At 30.5% G+C, this 20,634-nt stretch carries 16 protein-coding genes; 9 read left to right on the top strand and 7 right to left on the bottom strand.

The annotated features are described in order from the left end of the window. Positions 1-24: 24 nt before the first annotated feature. Genes G4D72_RS01020 through G4D72_RS01010 form a run of 3 tightly spaced genes read right to left on the bottom strand, consistent with a single transcriptional unit; the run spans position 25 to position 2,007 of the window. Complete coding sequence (locus tag G4D72_RS01020; RefSeq protein WP_166075722.1) at positions 25-615, bottom strand: carboxymuconolactone decarboxylase family protein; 591 nt, start codon at positions 613-615, stop codon at positions 25-27. A 9-nt stretch (positions 616-624) separates the two neighbouring features. Then, positions 625-1,239 carry a deoxynucleoside kinase gene (locus G4D72_RS01015; RefSeq protein ID WP_166075721.1) on the bottom strand — a complete coding sequence of 205 codons (615 nt, stop codon included), beginning with the start codon at positions 1,237-1,239 and terminating at the stop codon, positions 625-627. A gap of 3 nt (positions 1,240-1,242) precedes the next feature. After that, the gene (locus tag G4D72_RS01010) at positions 1,243-2,007 is read right to left on the bottom strand and encodes a hypothetical protein (RefSeq protein ID WP_166075720.1); all 765 of its coding nucleotides are present in this window, start codon (positions 2,005-2,007) and stop codon (positions 1,243-1,245) included. 84 nt (positions 2,008-2,091) lie between these two features. Between G4D72_RS01010 and G4D72_RS01005 the strand changes: the two genes are divergently transcribed. The 3 genes from G4D72_RS01005 (at position 2,092) to G4D72_RS00995 (ending at position 8,141) form a co-directional block, all read left to right on the top strand. Continuing rightward, entirely contained in the window at positions 2,092-2,979 is an 888-nt protein-coding gene (locus G4D72_RS01005; protein ID WP_166075719.1) for a GLPGLI family protein, read from the top strand. Positions 2,980-3,038: 59 nt separating this feature from the next. Next, positions 3,039-5,750, top strand: a complete 2,712-nt coding sequence (locus G4D72_RS01000) for a peptidase associated domain and porin domain-containing protein (RefSeq protein ID WP_166075718.1) — start codon at positions 3,039-3,041, stop codon at positions 5,748-5,750. A 108-nt stretch (positions 5,751-5,858) separates the two neighbouring features. Continuing rightward, positions 5,859-8,141 (top strand): hypothetical protein, encoded by a 2,283-nt coding sequence (locus G4D72_RS00995; RefSeq protein WP_166075716.1) that lies wholly within the window; start codon positions 5,859-5,861, stop codon positions 8,139-8,141. A gap of 46 nt (positions 8,142-8,187) precedes the next feature. Here the strand turns inward: G4D72_RS00995 and asnB are convergent, their stop codons facing one another. The 3 genes from asnB to G4D72_RS00980 form a co-directional block, all read right to left on the bottom strand. Further along, positions 8,188-10,056, bottom strand: coding sequence for an asparagine synthase (glutamine-hydrolyzing) (gene asnB / locus G4D72_RS00990; protein WP_166075715.1), 1,869 nt, complete (start codon positions 10,054-10,056; stop codon positions 8,188-8,190). A gap of 553 nt (positions 10,057-10,609) precedes the next feature. Beyond that, complete coding sequence (locus G4D72_RS13560) at positions 10,610-10,759, bottom strand: T9SS type A sorting domain-containing protein (RefSeq protein WP_394367562.1); 150 nt, start codon at positions 10,757-10,759, stop codon at positions 10,610-10,612. A 185-nt stretch (positions 10,760-10,944) separates the two neighbouring features. After that, a complete protein-coding gene (locus G4D72_RS00980; protein ID WP_166075713.1) occupies positions 10,945-12,195 on the bottom strand; it encodes an ABC transporter permease in 1,251 nt (416 codons plus the stop codon). Between the two features lie 208 nt (positions 12,196-12,403). Here G4D72_RS00980 and purH point away from each other — a divergent pair, with 208 nt between their 5' ends. From purH to rodA, 6 genes are all read left to right on the top strand, one after another. After that, the gene (purH, locus tag G4D72_RS00975; protein WP_166075712.1) at positions 12,404-13,930 is read left to right on the top strand and encodes a bifunctional phosphoribosylaminoimidazolecarboxamide formyltransferase/IMP cyclohydrolase; all 1,527 of its coding nucleotides are present in this window, start codon (positions 12,404-12,406) and stop codon (positions 13,928-13,930) included. Between the two features lie 141 nt (positions 13,931-14,071). Then, on the top strand, positions 14,072-15,100 hold the full coding sequence (locus G4D72_RS00970) for a rod shape-determining protein (RefSeq protein ID WP_166075711.1): 1,029 nt from the start codon (positions 14,072-14,074) through the stop codon (positions 15,098-15,100). A gap of 11 nt (positions 15,101-15,111) precedes the next feature. Continuing rightward, positions 15,112-15,948 (top strand): rod shape-determining protein MreC, encoded by an 837-nt coding sequence (gene mreC / locus G4D72_RS00965; protein ID WP_166075710.1) that lies wholly within the window; start codon positions 15,112-15,114, stop codon positions 15,946-15,948. Next, a complete protein-coding gene (locus G4D72_RS00960) occupies positions 15,948-16,454 on the top strand; it encodes a rod shape-determining protein MreD (protein ID WP_166075709.1) in 507 nt (168 codons plus the stop codon). Before mreC ends, G4D72_RS00960 begins: the two co-directional genes overlap by 1 nt. Further along, on the top strand, positions 16,451-18,418 hold the full coding sequence (gene mrdA / locus G4D72_RS00955; RefSeq protein WP_166075708.1) for a penicillin-binding protein 2: 1,968 nt from the start codon (positions 16,451-16,453) through the stop codon (positions 18,416-18,418). The genes G4D72_RS00960 and mrdA overlap by 4 nt, the downstream gene beginning before the upstream one ends. 97 nt (positions 18,419-18,515) lie before the next feature. Then, positions 18,516-19,772: a rod shape-determining protein RodA gene (rodA, locus tag G4D72_RS00950; RefSeq protein ID WP_166075707.1), complete on the top strand. Its 1,257-nt coding sequence runs from the start codon at positions 18,516-18,518 to the stop codon at positions 19,770-19,772. A gap of 12 nt (positions 19,773-19,784) precedes the next feature. On the opposite strand, the gene G4D72_RS00945 is transcribed toward rodA, so the two are convergent. Further along, positions 19,785-20,582, bottom strand: a complete 798-nt coding sequence (locus G4D72_RS00945) for a DNA/RNA non-specific endonuclease (RefSeq protein ID WP_166075706.1) — start codon at positions 20,580-20,582, stop codon at positions 19,785-19,787. Positions 20,583-20,634: the final 52 nt, after the last annotated feature.

Raw genomic sequence — 20,634 nt, 5'->3', positions numbered from 1 at the left:
AATTTGAGGATTTAAATTTTATTTTTATTGGTGTTTTCCAACTTCCCAACCTGCTTTTCCTAAATATTTTTCAGCACTTTCAATTGCGCCTTCTTCAACAACGGTTCCCATACTGTCATTCCAACGGTTTAAATAACCAAACAAAGAAATTACACCTAGCATTTCAACTATATCACCTGCTGTCCAATATTTATATAATTCCGATTTAATATCCTCAGTAACAGCATTAGGAACTAAAGTAGCTGCTACAGAAAAATCTAAAGCTATGCGTTCAGCAGCTGAAAATGCAGGATGTGTTTTATAATCCCAAATATTATCTAGTTGCTCTTGTGCTGCATCGTATCGTTCTGCTGCTCTAATGGTATGTGCTTGACAATAGCGACAACCTGTAACATTACTACTTACCCAGCCAATCATACGTTTTAAAGCAGAAGTAACATTACCTTTATTTTCCATAACCGCCATATTCAAATTTATAAAAGCTTTTGAAATAGCAGGTCTGTGTTGCATGGTAAGTACCGAATTAGGACAAAAACCTAAGGTTTCATTAAAAAACGCTGCAAGCTTTTTAGTTTCTTCATCATGGTTTGGTGGCAAGGGATGGACTAATGGCATAACTTAATTTTAAAACAATCCGTTTATTTCGGCATCTATTTTTTGAATAATCGCTCCTAAATCTTCTGGGTTATTTACGTAATCAATATTATCTACATCAATAATTACTAATTTACTTTTGTCGTAAGTTTGAATCCACGCTTCGTATCTTTCGTTTAAGCGACTTAAATATTCTATTGAAATGGTGTTTTCATAGTCGCGACCACGCATGTGAATTTGTTTCACTAAATTCGGAATAGAACTTCTTAAATAAATCATTAAATCTGGTGGACCAACCAAATCTTCCATCAAATCGAACAACAATTTATAGTTGGTATAATCACGATTAGTCATTAAACCCATGGCATGTAAATTAGGCGCAAAAATAAAAGCATCTTCATAAATGGTTCTATCTTGAATCGTATTTTTACCAGTTTTTCTAATTTCTAAAATCTGTCTGAAACGGCTATTTAAAAAATAAATTTGCAAGTTAAAACTCCATCTTTCCATAGAATGATAAAAATCGTCTAAATACGGATTATCATCTACATCTTCAAAATGCGCTTCCCATTTAAAATGTTTGGATAACATTTTAGTTAAAGTTGTTTTTCCAGCTCCAATATTTCCAGCAATAGCTATATGCATACTTTATTTTTTAATTTGATATGTACTTATTTGATAGTCGGTAAAAATAGACAAAATTCCATCCTTATAGAAGAAATTTTTAATCATTTTTTCATCAATTTTAATATTTATTGGCAACTGATTTTCAAGTGAATAATAAAATATTTTATCATCTAATAGAAAGAATAAATCGCTTTTGTCAGAAAAAATCACTTTTTCAAATGGATTGACTTTTCCTAAAGCAGCAATTTTTCCAAATTTATTTATTGAAAACACTTCATTATGGCTATCTATCCAATACAGATAATTATAATCTGAATGGGCCTGTTTAATTCCTGAATTTATTGGATTTGAAAGAAATTTAATGGTTTGAGAATTCAAATTATACAAACCTATTTGTTGACTCAAACTATCGTAAAACCAAATTTCATTTTGAGAAGCCGGCTTTAAAAACTCCGCTGTAATATCCGAAAAAATAGTAGTATTAATTTCATTAAACTGCGCATCTAACAAAACAAATGCATTATTTTGTTTGTAAAAAATAAGTGTTTGCAACATGTTAAACGTTTCTACACTTGTAATTTTTCCAAATTTATTATTCGTATAATTTAACGTTTCAGTTTCATTTACTTTGAATAAATTATTGCTTGAAGAAAAATAATTATTTCCAGAAATGTCATTTCCCCAAAAAACATCATACTTTGCAGGCTTCACTCCTACCTTCTCAAAATGCATATTTTGAGCAAAAGAAGAAAAAGTAATTAATATAAAAAAATGTAAAAATTTCATACAAACAATATTAACAAAAAATAACGAATTTAATAGTAACGAATTAGTAAAATTGTAGTCTTATCTAAAACAAAAAAATATATCATGAAAAAAATATTTATAGCTGTATTGGGTTTCACCACTTTTATGGCCTCTGCACAAAAGGAATTTCAAGGAATGGCCGTTTATGAATCTAAAACTTCAACATCAGATTTTGCTAAGAATTTCGATGGAAATAAAGACATTACACCCGAAATGAAAACGCAAATTATGGAAAGAATGAAAAAAATGTTTGAAAAAACGTTTATTCTGAATTTCGATAAATCGGCTTCTATTTATAAAGAAGAAGAAAAATTAGATGCTCCGGGACAAAATGGTGGCGCAAGAATGATGGCTAGCTTTATGGGCGGCGGCGGAACGTATTTTAAAAACATTAAAGAAAAACAATATACTGTTGACAAAGAAGTGTTTGGTAAAGAGTTTCTTATTAAAGATTCTTTACCAAATTTAAAATGGGTTTTAACCGAGGAAACTAAGAAAATTGGCGATTACACTTGTTTTAAAGCTACTGCAGTAAAAGAGGCAAGCAAATCTGACTTTAGAAATTACAGAAGAAAAGAAGAAAAGAAAAAAGAGGAAACAACGGCTACAGAAAAGAAAGACGAAAAGAAAACTAACTTTTTTGAAGAAATTGATTTACCTAAAGAGATTACAGTTACCGCTTGGTATTGTCCAGAAATCCCTGTTAGTCAAGGTCCGGATGAATATTGGGGTTTACCAGGTTTAATTATGGAAGTAAACGATGGAAAAACAGTAATTATGTGTTCTAAATTAGTAATGAACGTTAAAGAAAAAACTGAAATTAAAGCACCAACTGGTGGCGACAAAGTAACTCAAAAAGAATTTGATGAAATTATGATTAAAAAAATGAAAGAAATGAGTGAAATGGGCAGTCAAGGTCGTGGTGGAATGCAAATGAGAATGGGAAGATAATTTAAAAAAACAAGTCGCCAAAAAAGGCGACTTCCTTATATATAACAATACTTATCACAATGAAAAAAATAATTTTATTACTAACTATTCTCCTAACAAGTTTATCATTTGCACAAACCGTTAAAGTTACAGGAATACTAAAAGATACCGAAAATGTAGTCATTGAAACGGCTAATGTTATGGCTATAAATCCAGTTACTAAAGCCATGGATGCGTATAACATTACAAGTGAAAAAGGTGAGTTTTCATTAAACTTAAAACCAAATACCGAATATATTATAAAAGCCGGTTATATTGGATATGCCCCATTTGAAAAAAAAATTACTACGACCAAAGAAAACATGAAATTAGACATCATTTTAACAGGATCAAATACTATTGAAACGGTTGAAATTGTGAAAGAAATGCCTGTAAGAATTAGTGGCGATACCATTATTTATAATTCTGACTCATTTACTAATGGTACAGAAAAAAAACTTGAAGATGTATTAAAAAAGCTACCTGGTGTTTCTGTGAATAAAGATGGTGAAATTGAAGTAGAAGGAAAAAAAGTACAAAAAGTAATGGTCGAAGGAAAAGATTTTTTTGATGGTGATACTAAAATTGCTACAAAAAATATTCCGGCTGATGCTTTGGATAAAATTCAAGTTTTACGAAACTATAATGAAGTTTCTAATTTAAAAGGATTAGAAAACAACGATGATAATGTAGCTATTAACATCAAATTAAAAGAAGGAAAAAAGAATTTTTGGTTTGGAGACATGATGGCAGGCGCTGGAGTTGGCGACACAACCGATAGAAGTATTTTAAATCCGAAGTTGTTTTACTACAGTCCGAAATACAGCGTAAACCTTATTGGAAACCTAAATAATATTGGCGAATTACCGTTAACCATGCAAGATTACTTCAAATTTACTGGAGGTTTTAAAAACATGATGCGTAAAGGCGGTTCGAGTTTTAATGTTACGAGTAACGATTTAGGAATTATGGGCACAAGAAACAATCGCGCTAAAAACATAGATGCGAAATTTGGTGCTGCGAATTTTTCTTATAATCCAACAAAAAAATGGACGATAAGCGGTTTCGGAATTTACTCGTATAACAAAACCGACTTACAAACCGAAAATATTTACAATCGTATCGATAGATTACCAAACGGAACAACGGTAAATATTACAGAAAACCGTCAAGATATTTCCAAACAAAAAACCAATCTAGGTTTGTTTAAATTGAGTTCAAGTTATATCCCATCTGCTAAAATGCATTTAGATTACGATGCTTTATTAAAAACATCTGATCAGACTGAAAACCAAGGTGTTATTTCTACTTTACAAGGTGACATTTTTACTGAAAAAAGTCAGAAACCACTATCTATCAATCAAAACTTAAATTACTATTATACTTTGAATGACAAAAATGTTTTTGCTTTTGAAGTACAAAATTTATACCAACAAGAAGATCCTTTTTACAATGCTAATTTACAAATACAACCGTTTGCTTTAAGCGGTTATAATACTATGCAAAGTAGAAACAACATCAATCAAAACCGCTTCATAAGAACCAATAAAACAGATGCGAAATTTGATTATTACTATATGGTTACTCCAAAAAGTAATATTAACGTAACTGTTGGGAATACGTATTCTTATCAAAATTTCAACTCCAACATGTTTCAAATTTTAGATAATGGTTCGCGAAACGATTTAACAGATACTTCTAACACCAACGATGTAAATTATGCATTTAATGATGCTTTTATTGGAGTACATTATAAAATGTTACTTGGAAAATTTACTTTAAATCCTGGAGTTTCTTTACATCAATTTAACACTCTAGACGAGCAGTTAAACACTACTAACAAAATGAGTTTTAATAGAGTATTGCCTGATTTTTACGCTTTATGGCAAATAAAAAAATCGCAATCGTTAATTTATAATTTTTCATTAACGAATAATTTTACAGATATTATAAAACTTTCTCAAGGATTTGTATTTTCTAACTACAACAGTTTGTATAGTGGAAATCGTTTCCTAGAAAACTCGGTTTCTCAAGTTCACAGTTTATTTTTCAGAAAATTTTCTATGTTTAATATGGAGAATGTTTTTGCTAATGTGACTTATACTAAACAAACGGATATTATTACCAACAGAGCTTTATTAACAGGTGTAAATCAGGTTTCAAGTTCTGTAAACATCAATTCTAATTTTCCAAATGAAAGTTTAACGGGAAGTTTTAATTACGGTCGATCATTTGCTCGTTATTTCAAAGCAAATGGTAGAGCTAGTGTAAATTGGAGTCAAAACAATAACATTCGTGTGAATCCTGATAATACAGAATTTATACAAAATACAGAATCGTTTACTCAAAATTATAGTATTGGATTTTCAACTAATCTTAAAAATTTACCAAACATAGATTTATCCTATGATTTTACGATTAACGACTTTCAAGATCAGGTAAATTATATAGATAATCCATCTGTAACTTTAGAATATTTCTTTTTAGATGCATTTTCATTTACATCAGAATATAGTTTTTTTCATAACAGAAATAGAGAAAAAACAATTGACACTGAATACGATTTTTTAACTGCCTCTTTATCGTATCAGAAAAAAGACAGTAAATTAGAGTACAAAATAAGCGCAACTAACTTATTAAATACGTTAGCTTTAAACGAAAATAGTTTTAATGCTTTGGGTGGTTCTACTAATTTTTCAAGTTATTTCGTACAACCTAGGTTTCTAATTTTAAGTTTGAAGTATAATTTATAAAAATTTCAAAAAATAATATGGAAAATCCCAAGCAAAAAAGCTTGGGATTTTTTTGTTTTCAATTCTATTTAAATCGATACATTTACATAAAATTTTGATACTTAAAAAATGAAAAAACTTCTTTTTATTATTATTTGCGCTGTTCAGTTAATTCAAGCTCAAAATACTATTGTTGGTGAATATGTTAGCACAACCAAAAATTCAAACGGAATAAAACTGTTTTTTCAAGAAGACGGAACGTATCAAATTACTGTATTTTCTGGAAAGTATAAAGTAATTAACGATTCTATAGTTTTTGAAAACGATAACAAACAAAATTCCTATCATTTACTTTTTGAAAACGGAAAAAAATATTCAGAAAAAATAACAATCAAAGTAGAACCAATTAATTATTATTCGATTTTTCAAAGTGATTATTTAGGTATTCAAAAAACAGAAACTTCTGAAATTGAATACCAACCTTTAAAAGATTATTTTAACAAAAATGACATAGAAAATTATTTACAAAATGCCTATAAAATTGCAGAAGCTGTAAAAGAAAATGACGAAATTAATACAGAAAAAACGGAAACAAAAATAACTTTTGAAATCGACCGAATACATGCACTTTATTTTGTAAAAAAGAGCGATTACAATTCAGTTATTGAAAAATACATCGTACCGAGAAACGTTAATGTTATTGATGTAACATTTGAAAATAGTTATTTAGCCAATTTAAACTTGACAGGAAAAATAAACAAAGCAAACAATGTCTTGTTCTTAACAGACGGAAAAAGTCCGTTAAACTTCACTAAAAAAAGTGCCCTTATACAGCCCAATTATATTTCGCCAACTACAAAATCTTCTGAAAAAAACTGGAGCTATCCAGGCATGAAAAACAACGAAGAGTATTACGATTATGACGATTCAACTGCAGTTGTAGTGGATACCGCTTATGCCGTTTCTGAAAACCGATACGAGTTTAAATCGAAAGTAGAAAACAGCTTAAAAGAAGCTTTATTAAACATAAAGAAAGATACTGCTAAATACTTAATGGTGTATTACAACTTAAAGGACCAGAGAGCCTCTAAAAATTTCAATACTTTCGTGAATAATTACGATGAAAATGCAAGCTACAACATGTACGAAGGGTATAATTCTGAATATGATACTTATAATTTTTACTTGGCCACAAATTCAGATGAAGCCTTTTTTAAGAAAAACAACATCAAAGAAAAATCAGTTGTTATTATAAATAAAGACGGTAAAATTATTGCTACATCAACCAAATCGCTAGACGATGTAGCAAATATTTTAAATTACGATAATTCCTTCTTAATTAATAAACTAAAGGAAACAGAAAATGCCATGGCTCTATCGAATTCTGTTACAAACAAAAAAACAAGTATTCCAGAGTTAACTAAAAGTTTAAACAAAAATTATAAAGATATTTATACTGAAAGATTTTATTTCGCAAATACCACTATTGATACAGCAGTAGTAATGGATGATTACCAAAATAACGATGAAAATAATGATGAAAAAATAGCTGTAGATCAAGCAGTAGAAGCAGCAGTTGCAGCGTATGACACCAATGATTTTACATTTTACAAAACAGAAGTTTCAGAAAAACTATTAGCCGAAAAATTAAATACTATTTTCGAATATTACAATTCTAAAAACATCCTTAACGAAAATTTAGTAGCTATTTTACTTGGTGAAATTTCAGGAAATCATATTTCTTTTGATTTATTTAAAAATGAAAACAACGGTTACAATAAACAAGAAATAAAGTACATCAATTATATTTTAAAATACAATAAAGAAGCAAACATTAAAAATAAAATCGCCAAAGTAATAAATAATGTTATTGCTTATAAAAGTGAAAATCCAGATTCAGCAACTTACACTGCTATTGCACATTCTTTGATAGCCTACTCAGACAACGATTTGACTATTTTAAATAGTGTTTTAAACTTATATAATCAGAAAGAAAAAGCATCTGAAGCAGCTAACCAATTAGTAGATTTGTACTACTCGACTTTAGTTAACAACAAACCTCTTTTTGAAAATATTGACGAGCAGTATATTAAATCGAATGCCACAGCAGATTACAAAACAGATTGGATCAGTTTTAAAAATCAAATTAATTCTTTGTTCAATGCCCAAGCATGGGATATTTTCGAACTTAATAAAACAAAAGATTTTGAAAGAGCGATTAAATGGTCGGAAGTATCTAACATTATTGAAAAAGAAAATCCGTATTCTTTAGATACCTTAGGACAATTATATTTTGCAGTTGGTAGAAAATCTGAAGCTATTATGATTCAAACTAAAGCCGTTGCACTAGCAAAAGAAATGAAAATAAGTTCTGAAGAATTTGAAAATGCATTGAACAATATGAAGAAATAAATTGCTAACAAAAATCCCGAATTTCAATTGAAAATCGGGATTTTTGTTATACTTTCATTCTAGCAAATTTGTCTATTTTTTGTTGAATACTTTGATGCGATTCATTAAAATCATACAACAAACCAAACAATTCCACTGAAGCCAATTTTCCAATAAAATACGGATTTTCGTTTCGCAACATATAATCTAAACTAGCATCATTTAATTGTAAATGTTGCGCTACATATCCGTTTTTAAAAAATTCTTTCGTAAAACATACGCCATTTAATCCGTCAATTGGTAAACCATTTTTCTTTTTAGCTACTAAATTTTTAGGTAAATAGTTTTTGGCTACTTCACGAACAATCCATTTATCTGTAATAAAAGGATGTTTTTTATTATGCAATTGTGTGGTCCAACGCGTTTTATATTCTAAAGGTAAGTTTAAACCGAATTTCACCACATCTTCATGTAAAAAAGGAAAACGCACTTCTATAGAAGAAATCATTCCCATTCTGTCGTTTCTGTATAATAATGCTTGCAAGTGTTTTTGCATCATTTCAAAAGAATCCAAATAATACTTTTGTTCATTTTTCGATACGAATGAAAATAATTCCGAACCCTGTTCATATAACATTTCACTTTTATAACCATTTGCTAATCGGACATTGAAACTATCTAAATTAGAAACTTCAGAAGGAAATAAATAATTGTTTAAAGCAGGATATATTTTGTAAATTTTCTTTAAAATTTCTTGTGGTAGTAACAATGCCTTTTTATAACGCGCCGCCATTAATTTCGAATAGCCTAAAAACAATTCGTCTGATCCTTCACCACAAATTACGGCTTTTATATTATTTTGTCTGGCCAAATGTGCTACTCTTGAAATGGGCACGCCATTGGTAAAATACACAATTGGTCCAGCATTATATTCTGTTGCGGTTATCCAATGTTTTAAAAAATCTTCTGGGTAAAATTCTGTTTTATGCAATTGTAAGCCCAAATGATTCGCCAAAGCCAATGAATCTGAATATTCTGAGTGTTTTCCAATAATATCAGCTGTAAACAATTGAATGGCTGGTTGGGTTTTTTTGGCCATTGCAGTTAAAACTGAGGAATCAATTCCACCGCTAACAAATGCACCCATTGGAAAATCTGAAACTAACATTTCATCAACAGATTTTGACAATAAAGTTTCAAATTCTTTTACAATTTCCAACTTAGGTTTTTGGGCTAACTCTTTATGATAATTGGCATCAACCTGATCTGATATTTTGTAATAATAGTGTTCCGAAAGTTCTAGATTAGATGCTATTTTTACAACAGTTCCTGGCTTTACATTTTCAATTTCATTAAATAAAGTGTATGTAGAACTTCCTTCTAAAGTACTGTTTAACGACAGCATTGCTTTATAACTATCCGGCTTTAATTGTAACCCTTTTGCCAAAGTTCTCGATTCGGAAGCGAAAGCAAATACATCAGAATTATTTACAAAAAACAAAGGTTTTATTCCGAATCTGTCACGAGCTAAAAAAAGTTCATTTTTCTTAATGTCGTAAAAAGAAAAAGCAAACATACCTTTGATATCGCGAAGTGTTTTTTCTATTCCAAAATGAACTAAATATTGAAAAAGCACTTCTGTATCTGAAGTTGTGGTAAATTTTACACTTGGTAAATGCTGTTTTAAAGACAAATAATTATAAATTTCACCATTAAAACACAACACAAAATTATCGTTAAAAAAAGGTTGATTGGATCTACTGTTTCCATCAATTAAAGACAATCTTTGATGAAAAAAATGCACCTTATCATTGGCATTCCAATCACCGGAAAAATCTGGTCCTCTGTGCGATTGAAGTGTTCTTAAACCTTCAATTAATTTTTGTTTTCTATTTTCAGAAATGCTTTTATTTATAAAACCAGAAATTCCGCACATACCTTTATTTCTTTAGGGGGATGCTAAGATAAAAAAAAGAATTGTAAAAAAAAACACATGAATCTAAACTTATTATTTGTGAAAGCAAGTCAAACCTTCCTCGAAAAAAAAATTGCTTTACAAACTAGTGATGGATTTGCATTTCTTTAATTATCATAAATTTTGTACGTAATAACTGATGATTCTTGCGCGTAATTTCTTTCAAACAAGAATAAAATTACAATTAGTAAAAAAATTTCTGATATTGAACGTTTAGAACAAGTTGGCAATTTTATGCGAATTTTTGAAGTCACATTATAACTTAAAAATGCAATAAAAAAATTTAAAACAAGATGGCAGAACTGTTTTATAGATTATGGTGATAAATTGTCTATTACCTTAGCTAAAACAACAACTTAATTAGAAAAATTTGATTCGTTTAGTTTTTAAAAAACCGTCGTGAAATTTTTCACGACGGTAAATAACCAATTCACTCATGATTCAAAATCTTATTTTATTCTACTATTTTTTTTTTTTTTGCAGCTACTATATTATCAACACCTTCAACATTTACTTAATTAAGCCCTTTAGACAAATTAGAAACGTTAACATTTTTATGTATTGTAGTTAGCACTTTTTGCCCTTGTAAAGAATACATTTCAATAGATTTTACTCCGTTTTCCATTTCAATTGTAAAGGCATTTGAAATTGGATTTGGGTAGATTTTAGGTTGAAATTTTTTTAATTAAAATCTTTCGAAGATAAAATGCCCGAAACCGTATTATTTACTTCAACTATTAGTACTAGGATTAAAACTCTATTATATTTTCACCAAACCTTTATTTTTTTACACAAAACAAAAAGCCATTACAAAACTGTAATGGCTTTAACTATTGGTATTTACAAACTTTACATTCCGGTACGAATAGCCTCTACGGGATCTAACTTAGAAGCAGAAATAGCAGGTAAAATTCCAGAAATTAAACCGATTAAAACTGACAAACCTGAACCTAATAATATATTAAATGCGCTAAGCACAAATTCAAAATCTAAAGCACTCGTTAAAATCATGGCAATAATCCAAACTAAAACAATTCCAAACAATCCGCCAAACATGGCTAAAATTACCGCTTCAAATAAAAACTGAAATAATATAAATTTATTTTTGGCTCCCAAAGCCTTCTGAATTCCTATTAAATTGGTTCTTTCTTTTACAGAAACAAACATAATATTGGCAATACCAAAACCACCCACTAATAAAGAAAATCCACTTATCATCCAACCAAAAATATTCATTTGACCGACAATATCATCAATAAAATCGGTAAACCCTGAAAGTATATTTACAAAAAAGTTATTAATATCATCTGGTTTTATTCCTCTGTAATTTCTAAGCTTATTGGCTAATTCTGCCTTAAATTCTTCTACATCTACATCGCTTTTTGGCTTTATTATAATAATTGGTTTAAACAAGTTACTATTTTCACCGTATAATTTTCTAATATTATTTACTGGGATAAAAACCGCCACATCATTAGAGCCGCCAATCATATTTTCTCCCATTTTTTTTAACACGCCAATTACAGTATACTTTTGTCCATACAAACGAATTTGCTTTCCAATAGCTTCATTTCCGTTAAATAATCCTTCTGCAACTTCATTTCCTAAAACTATTACCGATGTACCCGAATTGGATTCCGCTTCATTAAACAACCTACCTTTTTCGACTTTAAAAGGTTCTATTTCAAAAAATTCCTCAGTACTTAATTTTATTTCGATTGAATTTACAGTGTTGTCTTCAAATTTTATGGATTGACTTTGAGTAAAAAAGTTGTAAGAAATTTTGTCAATATTATTAACGCTTTTTTTCAAAAACTGAAATTCTTCGTAATTAACATTAGGAAATTGTTCTTTTTTCCATCTGGGAACATCAGTAGGACCAAATGAACCATCAAACAAATAAATAGTATTTCGATCCATACCGTCTAAACTATCTACAATGTTCTTTTTCATGGAATCTACAGCAGCTAAAACGGCAATAATTGAAAAAATACCAACGGTAACCCCTAACAGAGACAACAAAGTACGTAATTTATTGCTTTTTAATGCATTAATTGCAAAAGCAAAACTTTCTTTTAGTAAACGTATGTATAGTATCATAAAAAATCATTCTGATTATATGTAGTTAAAAAATAAAATTTGTTACAATTTAAGTCTTAAAATTTAGAAACTTAAAATGTAAATTAGAAAATTCAATTGTTGCATTTTCTTATTCAAATTCTTACTTTTGCAAATTCTTATTAGAAACAACTACTAAATAAATTTCAACTAAAACGGAAACATTTTCAGTTTTACAAACAACAACACAATGACTCACACCAAACAAATCAAATCGGCTTTAATATCTGTATTTGATAAAACGGGTTTAGAACCTATCGTAAAAGCCCTTCACCAAAACAATGTAACTATTTATTCTACAGGTGGAACACAAGATTTTATTCAAAATTTAAACATTCCTGTTGTAGCAGTCGAAGACATTACTTCATTTCCTGAGATTTTAGGCGGAAGAGTAAAAACGTTACATCCGAAGATTTTTGGTGGAATTTTAAACCGTCAAGATAACGAAAGTGATGTAGCGCAAATGGCTGAGTTTGATATTCCACAAATCGATTTGGTGATTGTTGATTTATATCCATTTGAAAAAACTGTTGCATCTGGAGCTAGTGAAGCAGCTATCATTGAAAAAATTGATATTGGCGGCATTTCTTTAATTCGTGCAGCAGCTAAAAACTTTAAAGATACCGTAATCGTTGCATCTGTAAATGAATACGCTACATTCCTTGATTTCTATACAACAAACAACGGTTCAACATCAATTGAACAAAGAAAATTATTAGCTACAAAAGCCTTTCACACTTCATCTAATTATGATACGGCAATTTTTAATTACTTCAATACTGAAGATACGTATTTAAAAATCAGTGAAGATAAAGGACAAGTTTTACGTTATGGTGAAAACCCACATCAAAAAGGCTTTTTCTTTGGTGATTTCGATAAAATGTTTACAAAATTACACGGTAAAGAATTATCTTACAACAACTTATTAGATGTAGATGCAGCTGTAAATTTGATGAACGAATTTAAAAACAACGAACCAACATTTGCTATTTTAAAACACAATAATGCTTGCGGTTTAGCTACCAGAGCTACAATGAAAGAAGCGTATTTAGACGCTCTAGCTGGTGATCCAACTTCTGCTTTTGGTGGTGTTTTAATTGCCAATGGAAATATCGATTTAGCAACGGCTGAAGAAATTAATAAGCTATTTTGTGAAGTGGTAATTGCTCCTTCTTACGACCAAGAAGCTATTGATGTTTTAGAAGAAAAAAAGAACAGAATTATTCTAGTAATAAATGACGTAGCATTACCTGCTAAAAATGTTCGTACTTGCTTGAATGGAATTTTAGTTCAAGATAAAGACAACATTACAGATTCAAAAGATATTTTAAAAACTGTTACATTAACTGCTCCAACTGAAGAAGAAATTGAAGATTTATTATTTGCTTCTAAAATTTGCAAACACACCAAATCAAATACAATTGTTTTTGCTAAAAACAGACAATTATGTGCTTCTGGAACAGGTCAGACTTCAAGAGTTGACGCCTTAAATCAGGCAATCGAAAAAGCAAAATCTTTTGAATTCGATTTAACTGGAGCTGTAATGGCAAGCGACGCCTTTTTCCCTTTCCCAGATTGTGTAGAAATTGCCAACAAAGCAGGAATTACTGCAATTATTCAACCAGGTGGATCGATAAAAGATGAATTGAGCATCAACTATTGTAACGACAATAAAGTAGCAATGGTTATGACTGGAGTTCGTCATTTTAAACATTAAAAATTTTATACAAAAACAGTATTTTAAAACGCATTAAAAATATTTTTTTTAATGCGTTTTTATTTTAAATAATTCCAAATTAATTTTATACTTTTGTTAGTTGAATATAATTAAACAAAATACTAAACCCTTGATTTAAATATGGGATTTTTTGACTTCATGACCGAGGACATTGCAATTGACCTTGGTACCGCGAATACACTGATAATTCACAACGACAAAGTTGTAATAGATAGCCCTTCAATTGTAGCAAGGGACCGAATAACTGGAAAAATTATTGCTGTTGGAAAAGAAGCCAACATGATGCAAGGTAAAACACACGAAAACATTAAAACAATTCGTCCATTAAAAGATGGAGTTATTGCCGACTTTGATGCCTCTGAAAAAATGCTTCAAATGTTTATTAAAAGCATTCCAGCCTTAAAGAAAAAATTATTCACTCCAGCGCTACGTTTGGTCATTTGTATTCCTTCTGGAATTACTGAAGTGGAAATGCGTGCGGTAAAAGAATCCGCAGAACGTGTTAATGGTAAAGAAGTTTACTTAATTCATGAACCAATGGCAGCAGCAATTGGTATTGGAATCGACATCATGCAACCAAAAGGAAACATGATTGTTGATATTGGTGGTGGAACAACAGAAATTGCCGTAATCGCATTAGCGGGTATAGTTTGTGATAAATCGGTTAAAATTGCGGGAGATGTTTTCACAAACGACATCATTTACTACATGAGAACACAACACAATTTATTTGTGGGTGAAACAACTGCGGAAAAAATCAAAATTCAAATTGGTGCGGCTATCGAAGATTTAGAAAGCGCTCCTGAAGACATGTCGGTTCAAGGACGTGACTTGCTAACAGGAAAACCAAAGCAAGTTGATGTTTCATATAGAGAAATCGCCAAAGCATTAGACAAATCGATTCAAAGAATTGAAGATGCCATTATGGAAACGCTATCTCAAACGCCTCCAGAATTAGCTGCAGATATCTATAATACAGGTATTTATTTAGCTGGTGGTGGTTCTATGTTAAGAGGATTAGACAAACGTATTTCTTTAAAAACAGATTTACCCGTTTATATTGCTGAAGATCCTTTAAGAGCTGTAGTTCGTGGAACAGGAATGGCACTTAAAAACTTAAATAAATACAAAAACATCTTAATTAAATAAGCACGTAATACATGCAGCAAATTATAAACTTTCTTATAAAAAACAGCTATAAACTGCTGTTTTTGCTGCTTTTGGGTGTTTCGTTAACACTTACGGTAAAATCGCATTCTTACCACAGAAGCCAGTATATTAACTCTTCCAACGCTGTATCTGGTTATACCTACAGTCAAATTAATAGCGTGAAAGAATATTTTGGTTTGCGTCAAAAAAATGAAGATTTAGCTAGAGAAAATGCCCGTTTAAAAGAAATTCTTTTCAATAAAAAAGATACCATTTTAGAAGGTAAAATTGTAGTTCCAGATATTTTATCCAATTATGTAGTGCGTCAAGCAAAAGTGACTAAAAATTCTTATACCAAACAAGAAAATTTTTTAACTTTAGACAGAGGTGCTATTGAAGGATTAAAACCAGACATGGCAGTAATTAGTGACAAAGGTGTAGTAGGAATCATTGAAAAAACTTCGAAAAATTTCGCAACAGTAATTAGCATCTTGCACACTAAAAATCCACTTAATGGAAAAATAAAAAATTCCGAACATTTTGGTTCTATTACTTGGGATGGAAAAAATGCAGGTTATGTACAATTGATTGATGTTCCCAAATTAGCAACTTTGAAAAAAGGAGACACTATTGTTACTGGTGCGCAATCTGCCATATTTCCTGAAAATATTCCAATTGGAAAGATTGACAGAATTTTTGAAGAAAAAAACACCAATAAGTACGTAATCAATATCCGATTATTTAACGATATGACAGCACTTGGATATGTGTACATCGTTGAAAATAAAAAGAAAAAAGAAAAACAAGCACTTGAAGCTGAAACAGAAAAAGATCCAACAAAAAAATAATGAACAGTAATTTTATTTTAAATTTAATCCGTTTTATTGTTTTATTAACGATACAAATCGTTGTGCTCGAACAAATTAAATTTGGCGGTTGGATTAATCCGTATTTATACATACTATTCATCATTTTATATCCTATTAACTCTAACAAATCGGGTTTCATTGCTGCTAGTTTTTGCTTAGGAATAGTGATGGATTTATTTTGCGACAGCGGTGGAGTGCATGCCACAGCGAGTTTACTTTTAGCCTATTTCAGACCTGGGTTTTTAAAATTTGCATTTGGTTTAAGTTACGAATATCAAACCATTAGAATTGCCGATAAATTATCCGTAGACCGATTTACTTTTATCATGTCTGCTATATTATTTCATCATTTAGTACTTTTTAGCTTAGAATTGTATCGTTTCGATTTGTTCTTCGAAATCATAACTCGTACTATATTAAGTACACTTTTTACATTCATAATTTGTATTCTTAGTATTTACTTAATTAAACCTAGCAAACGATGAGAAAGACCTTATTACCAACCATCATCATTGTATCATCGGTAATTCTTTTGGCACGTCTTTTTTATTTACAGATTATAGATGATTCACTAAAAATTAAATCTGAAAACAATGCCATAAAAATCAAATATGACTTTCCAGAAAGAGGGTATATTTATGATAGAAATGGAAAACTTCTTGTAGCCAATCAGCCTTCGTATGATATCATGGTTGTGCCCAACGAAGTGAAAGATATAAATGTAACCGAATTTTGCAGAATTCTTCAAATTACTGAAAAAGAATATGCCGAAAAAATAGAAAAAGCCAAAAAATATAGTCCGAGATTACCTTCGTTATTCCTTCCTCAATTAAATAAATTGGAATTTGCAGGTTTTCAAGAAAAAATTAGAAAATACAACGGTTTTTACATTCAAAAACGTTCTCTTCGTGAATACCAAACCAAAAATGGCGCCAACGTATTTGGATTTATCACGCAAGTGAATGATGCCATTATTGCTAAAAAACCTTATTATAAAAGTGGGGATTTGATTGGAATGCAAGGCGTTGAAGAAGCCTATGAAGAAATTTTACGTGGCGTAAAAGGTGTAAAATACATTTTAAAAGACAAACACAACAAAGAAATTGGTTCTTACAAAGAAGGAAAATTTGACACCATTGCGAAACAAGGTAGCGATTTAACACTTTCTATAGATTCAGAACTACAAAAATATGGTGAAGAATTAATGATCAACAAACGTGGTGGGATTGTTGCCATCGAACCAAGTACCGGTGAAATATTAGCACTTGTTACCGCACCAACCTTTGATCCTTCACTATTAGTGGGTAGACAAAGATCTAAAAACTATACCAAATTATATAACGATTCCATCGCAAAACCTCTTTACGACAGAGGTTTACTTGGCGAGTTTCCACCAGGTTCTCCATTTAAAATTTTAACAGGTTTAATTGGTTTACAAGAAGGTGTAATTAATGAAGAAACCTCATTTACATGCGGACATGGGTTTTCTTATGGTCGAGGTGCCTTCATGAAATGCCACTGTCCAGGTGGAATCATAAAATTAAATTTCGGAATTTATAAATCGTGTAACACCTATTTTGCCAACACCTATAAACGAACTATCGAAAAATATAAAAAACCAAAAGACGGCGTAACTGCCTGGTCCAATCATTTAAAAAGTTTTGGACTTGGAGATTTCATGGGATACGATTTACCAACTGGTAGAAAAGGACACATTCCAACTTCAAAATTTTACGAACGATTTTACCCAAATGGAGGCTGGCGTGCTACAACCATTATTTCCAATTCGATTGGTCAAGGAGAAGTTTCTATGACACCTATTCAATTGGCTAACATGATGGCCACTATCGCTAATCGTGGTTACTATTATACACCTCATATCATAAAAAATATTAAAGGAAAAAAAATAGATTCGAAATACACGACAAAACATGTTACAACAATTGACAGAAAACATTTTGACCCAATAATAAACGGTTTATTCGATGTTTACAATCGTGGAACTGCTGCTGGCTTAGGTGTTACGGGCTTAGAAATTTGTGGTAAAACTGGAACTGCAGAAAATTTCGCTAAAATTAACGGAAAACGAGTACAATTAGAAGACCACTCTGAATTTGTGGCATTTGCGCCAAGAATTCAACCCAAAATTGCTATTGCTGTGATTGTAGAAAACGGTCATTATGGAAATACTTGGGCTGGACCTATTGCTACTTTAATGATTGAAAAATATTTAAACAAAAAAATTACTAGAAAGGATTTAGAAAAAAGAATGTTAGAAGGAAATTTAAATTGGCAATATCGAAAATTATATCCAAGTAAAGATTCTATTCACAAACCTAAATTAACAAAAATAGATTCGCTTCGCTTAAAATTAAAATCGAAAAAAGAAATAGAAGCAGAAAAAAAGAAAAAACAAGAAGAAAAAAAGAAAGATTCAGTAAAAAAATAAACCGTCACGAAATATCAAAATTGAGATCGTAATCAATTAAATATCTAAAAAAAACTGCTATTTCGTAATTATAAAAATTCCAAATAAAGGAAGTAAAATGAAAAACCAAGATATTAGTAATTCCATCGATTGGATAACGATAATGTTATACATCATCCTTGTGGTTTTTGGATGGATGACTATTTATTCTGTTACGGTGCCGCCAGATGAAGAATACACCTTTGATTTTAGTTTAAATTATGGAAGACAAATGATATTTATGATTATTTCTATTCCTTTAATTTTTACTATTTTATTTGTAGATTCTAAGATATTTGAACGGTTTTCATTTATATTATATGGATTCGGAATATTTCTACTTCTAGGATTGTTTGTTTTTGGAGTTACCAAAAAAGGACAAACCAATTGGTATCAATTTGGTGGTTTTGGTTTTCAACCCTCGGAATTTGTAAAAACAGCTGTTGCCTTATTATTATCAAAATATTTGAGTGATGCACAAGTAAATTTAGCAAAGAAAAATTTTCAATATATCGCTTTTGCAATCATTGGACTGCCTGTTTTTTTAATATTAATGCAACCTGATGCAGGAAGCGCCATGATATTTTTATCGCTAATATTTGTGCTACACAGAGAAGGATTACCGAGTTGGTATTTATGGACAGGTGCAATAGCCATTGCCACATTCTTATTAGCGCTAATTATTAAACCCATATTTTTAATTTCCTTTGTGGGTGTTTTCATGGTAATTCATTATATTTTTAATCGTCTAATTACGAGAAATCCAATAGTTTATGGTTTGATTTTTATTGCCATTTCAAGTTTTGCTTTTTCTGTAAGTTATGTGTATGATAATGTGTTAGAACCACATCAAAAAGACAGAATTAATGTACTTTTAGGTGATGATGTAGACATGAAAAAAGAAGGATACAACTTAAATCAATCGATGATAGCGATTGGTTCTGGAGGTTTACTTGGAAAAGGATATTTAGAAGGAACTCAAACGAAAGGAGGCTTTGTACCAGAACAACACACTGATTATATTTTTACAACCGTTGGTGAAGAATGGGGATTTGTGGGGAACCTTTTAGTTATGAGTTTATTCGTGTGTTTATTTATTCGAATTTTATACTTAGCAGAAAGGCAAAAAACCCGATTTAGTCGAGTATATGGCTATTGTGTGGCTACCTATTTATTCACCCACTTTTTTGTAAATATTGCGATGCTTATTCGTTTGTTTCCAACTATTGGAGTACCACTACCCTTTTTCTCCTATGGAGGTTCGAGTTTATGGGCATTTACCATTATGCTATTTATCTTTATTAAGTTAGATGCGAATAAGGTAAATGAGTGGTAAAAAATTGATTTCTTAAAAACTCCAACCTTTATAATCTTTACTGGCTTCTAATTTATTTTCAGAAGCATCATTTAATTTAGGAAAAAAGTCAATTCCTGTTTTTTGTTCCAATTCGTCTACCGATACAACAAATTCGTATAAAGGCTGATTCGATTTTTCATGTGGCACTAAAAAAGCAATCATTCTGGTTTTGTCTTTCGTTAGTAACACCTTGTAAAAATATTTTGGCACAGCAACCTCTTCTCTACCAATAGTTTCTAAATCTTCAGTTAAAACACCACCCGTTACTACATAAACTCCATCATATTTACCTGCCCAATACCGTACTTTGTTTTCTAAACGGTTCCAAACTCCAGCATTAAAATCATATAATTGCGGTGAGGCGTTACTTGTAAAAAAAGTTTCCTCATACAATTCCTGACTTTGTTTTCTATCGCCAGCGGGACACAAATGACCTTTCGTATACCCTGATTTTTTATAATTTCCCCAATGTGCCGATTCTGTTTTTACAAGTGGGTCTTGTTCAAAAAGTGGTCTTTCTAAATCGGAATATTTCCATTTCCCATCTTCTAACAAATAGGCTACCCATTCGCTTTGCTCATAAGCTTCCGCATAGGAAAACGTATAACCTTCACGTTCATAAACAGCGTTAGTTGTAGAAGTCGGCAATGGAGAAAACTCAGAAGAATCTGTTGAATTGTTCGATACTTTTGTGGAAGTAGCATCTGTATCTAATTTCGTATTTTCATTTTTTAATTGACAAGAAGAAATAAAGGAAAGAAGAAATATATTTAAAAAGAATATTCGCATAATTATGTTTGTTATCTTTGTAAAAGTAAATAAAATACGTAAAACTTAACTC

Origin of the sequence: Flavobacterium difficile (assembly GCF_011392115.1) — a bacterium.
Taxonomy (GTDB): Bacteria; Bacteroidota; Bacteroidia; order Flavobacteriales; family Flavobacteriaceae; genus Flavobacterium; species Flavobacterium difficile.
The sequence above is the reverse complement of the archived record's forward strand: the minus strand, read 5'-3'. Positions and strand labels throughout refer to the sequence as shown.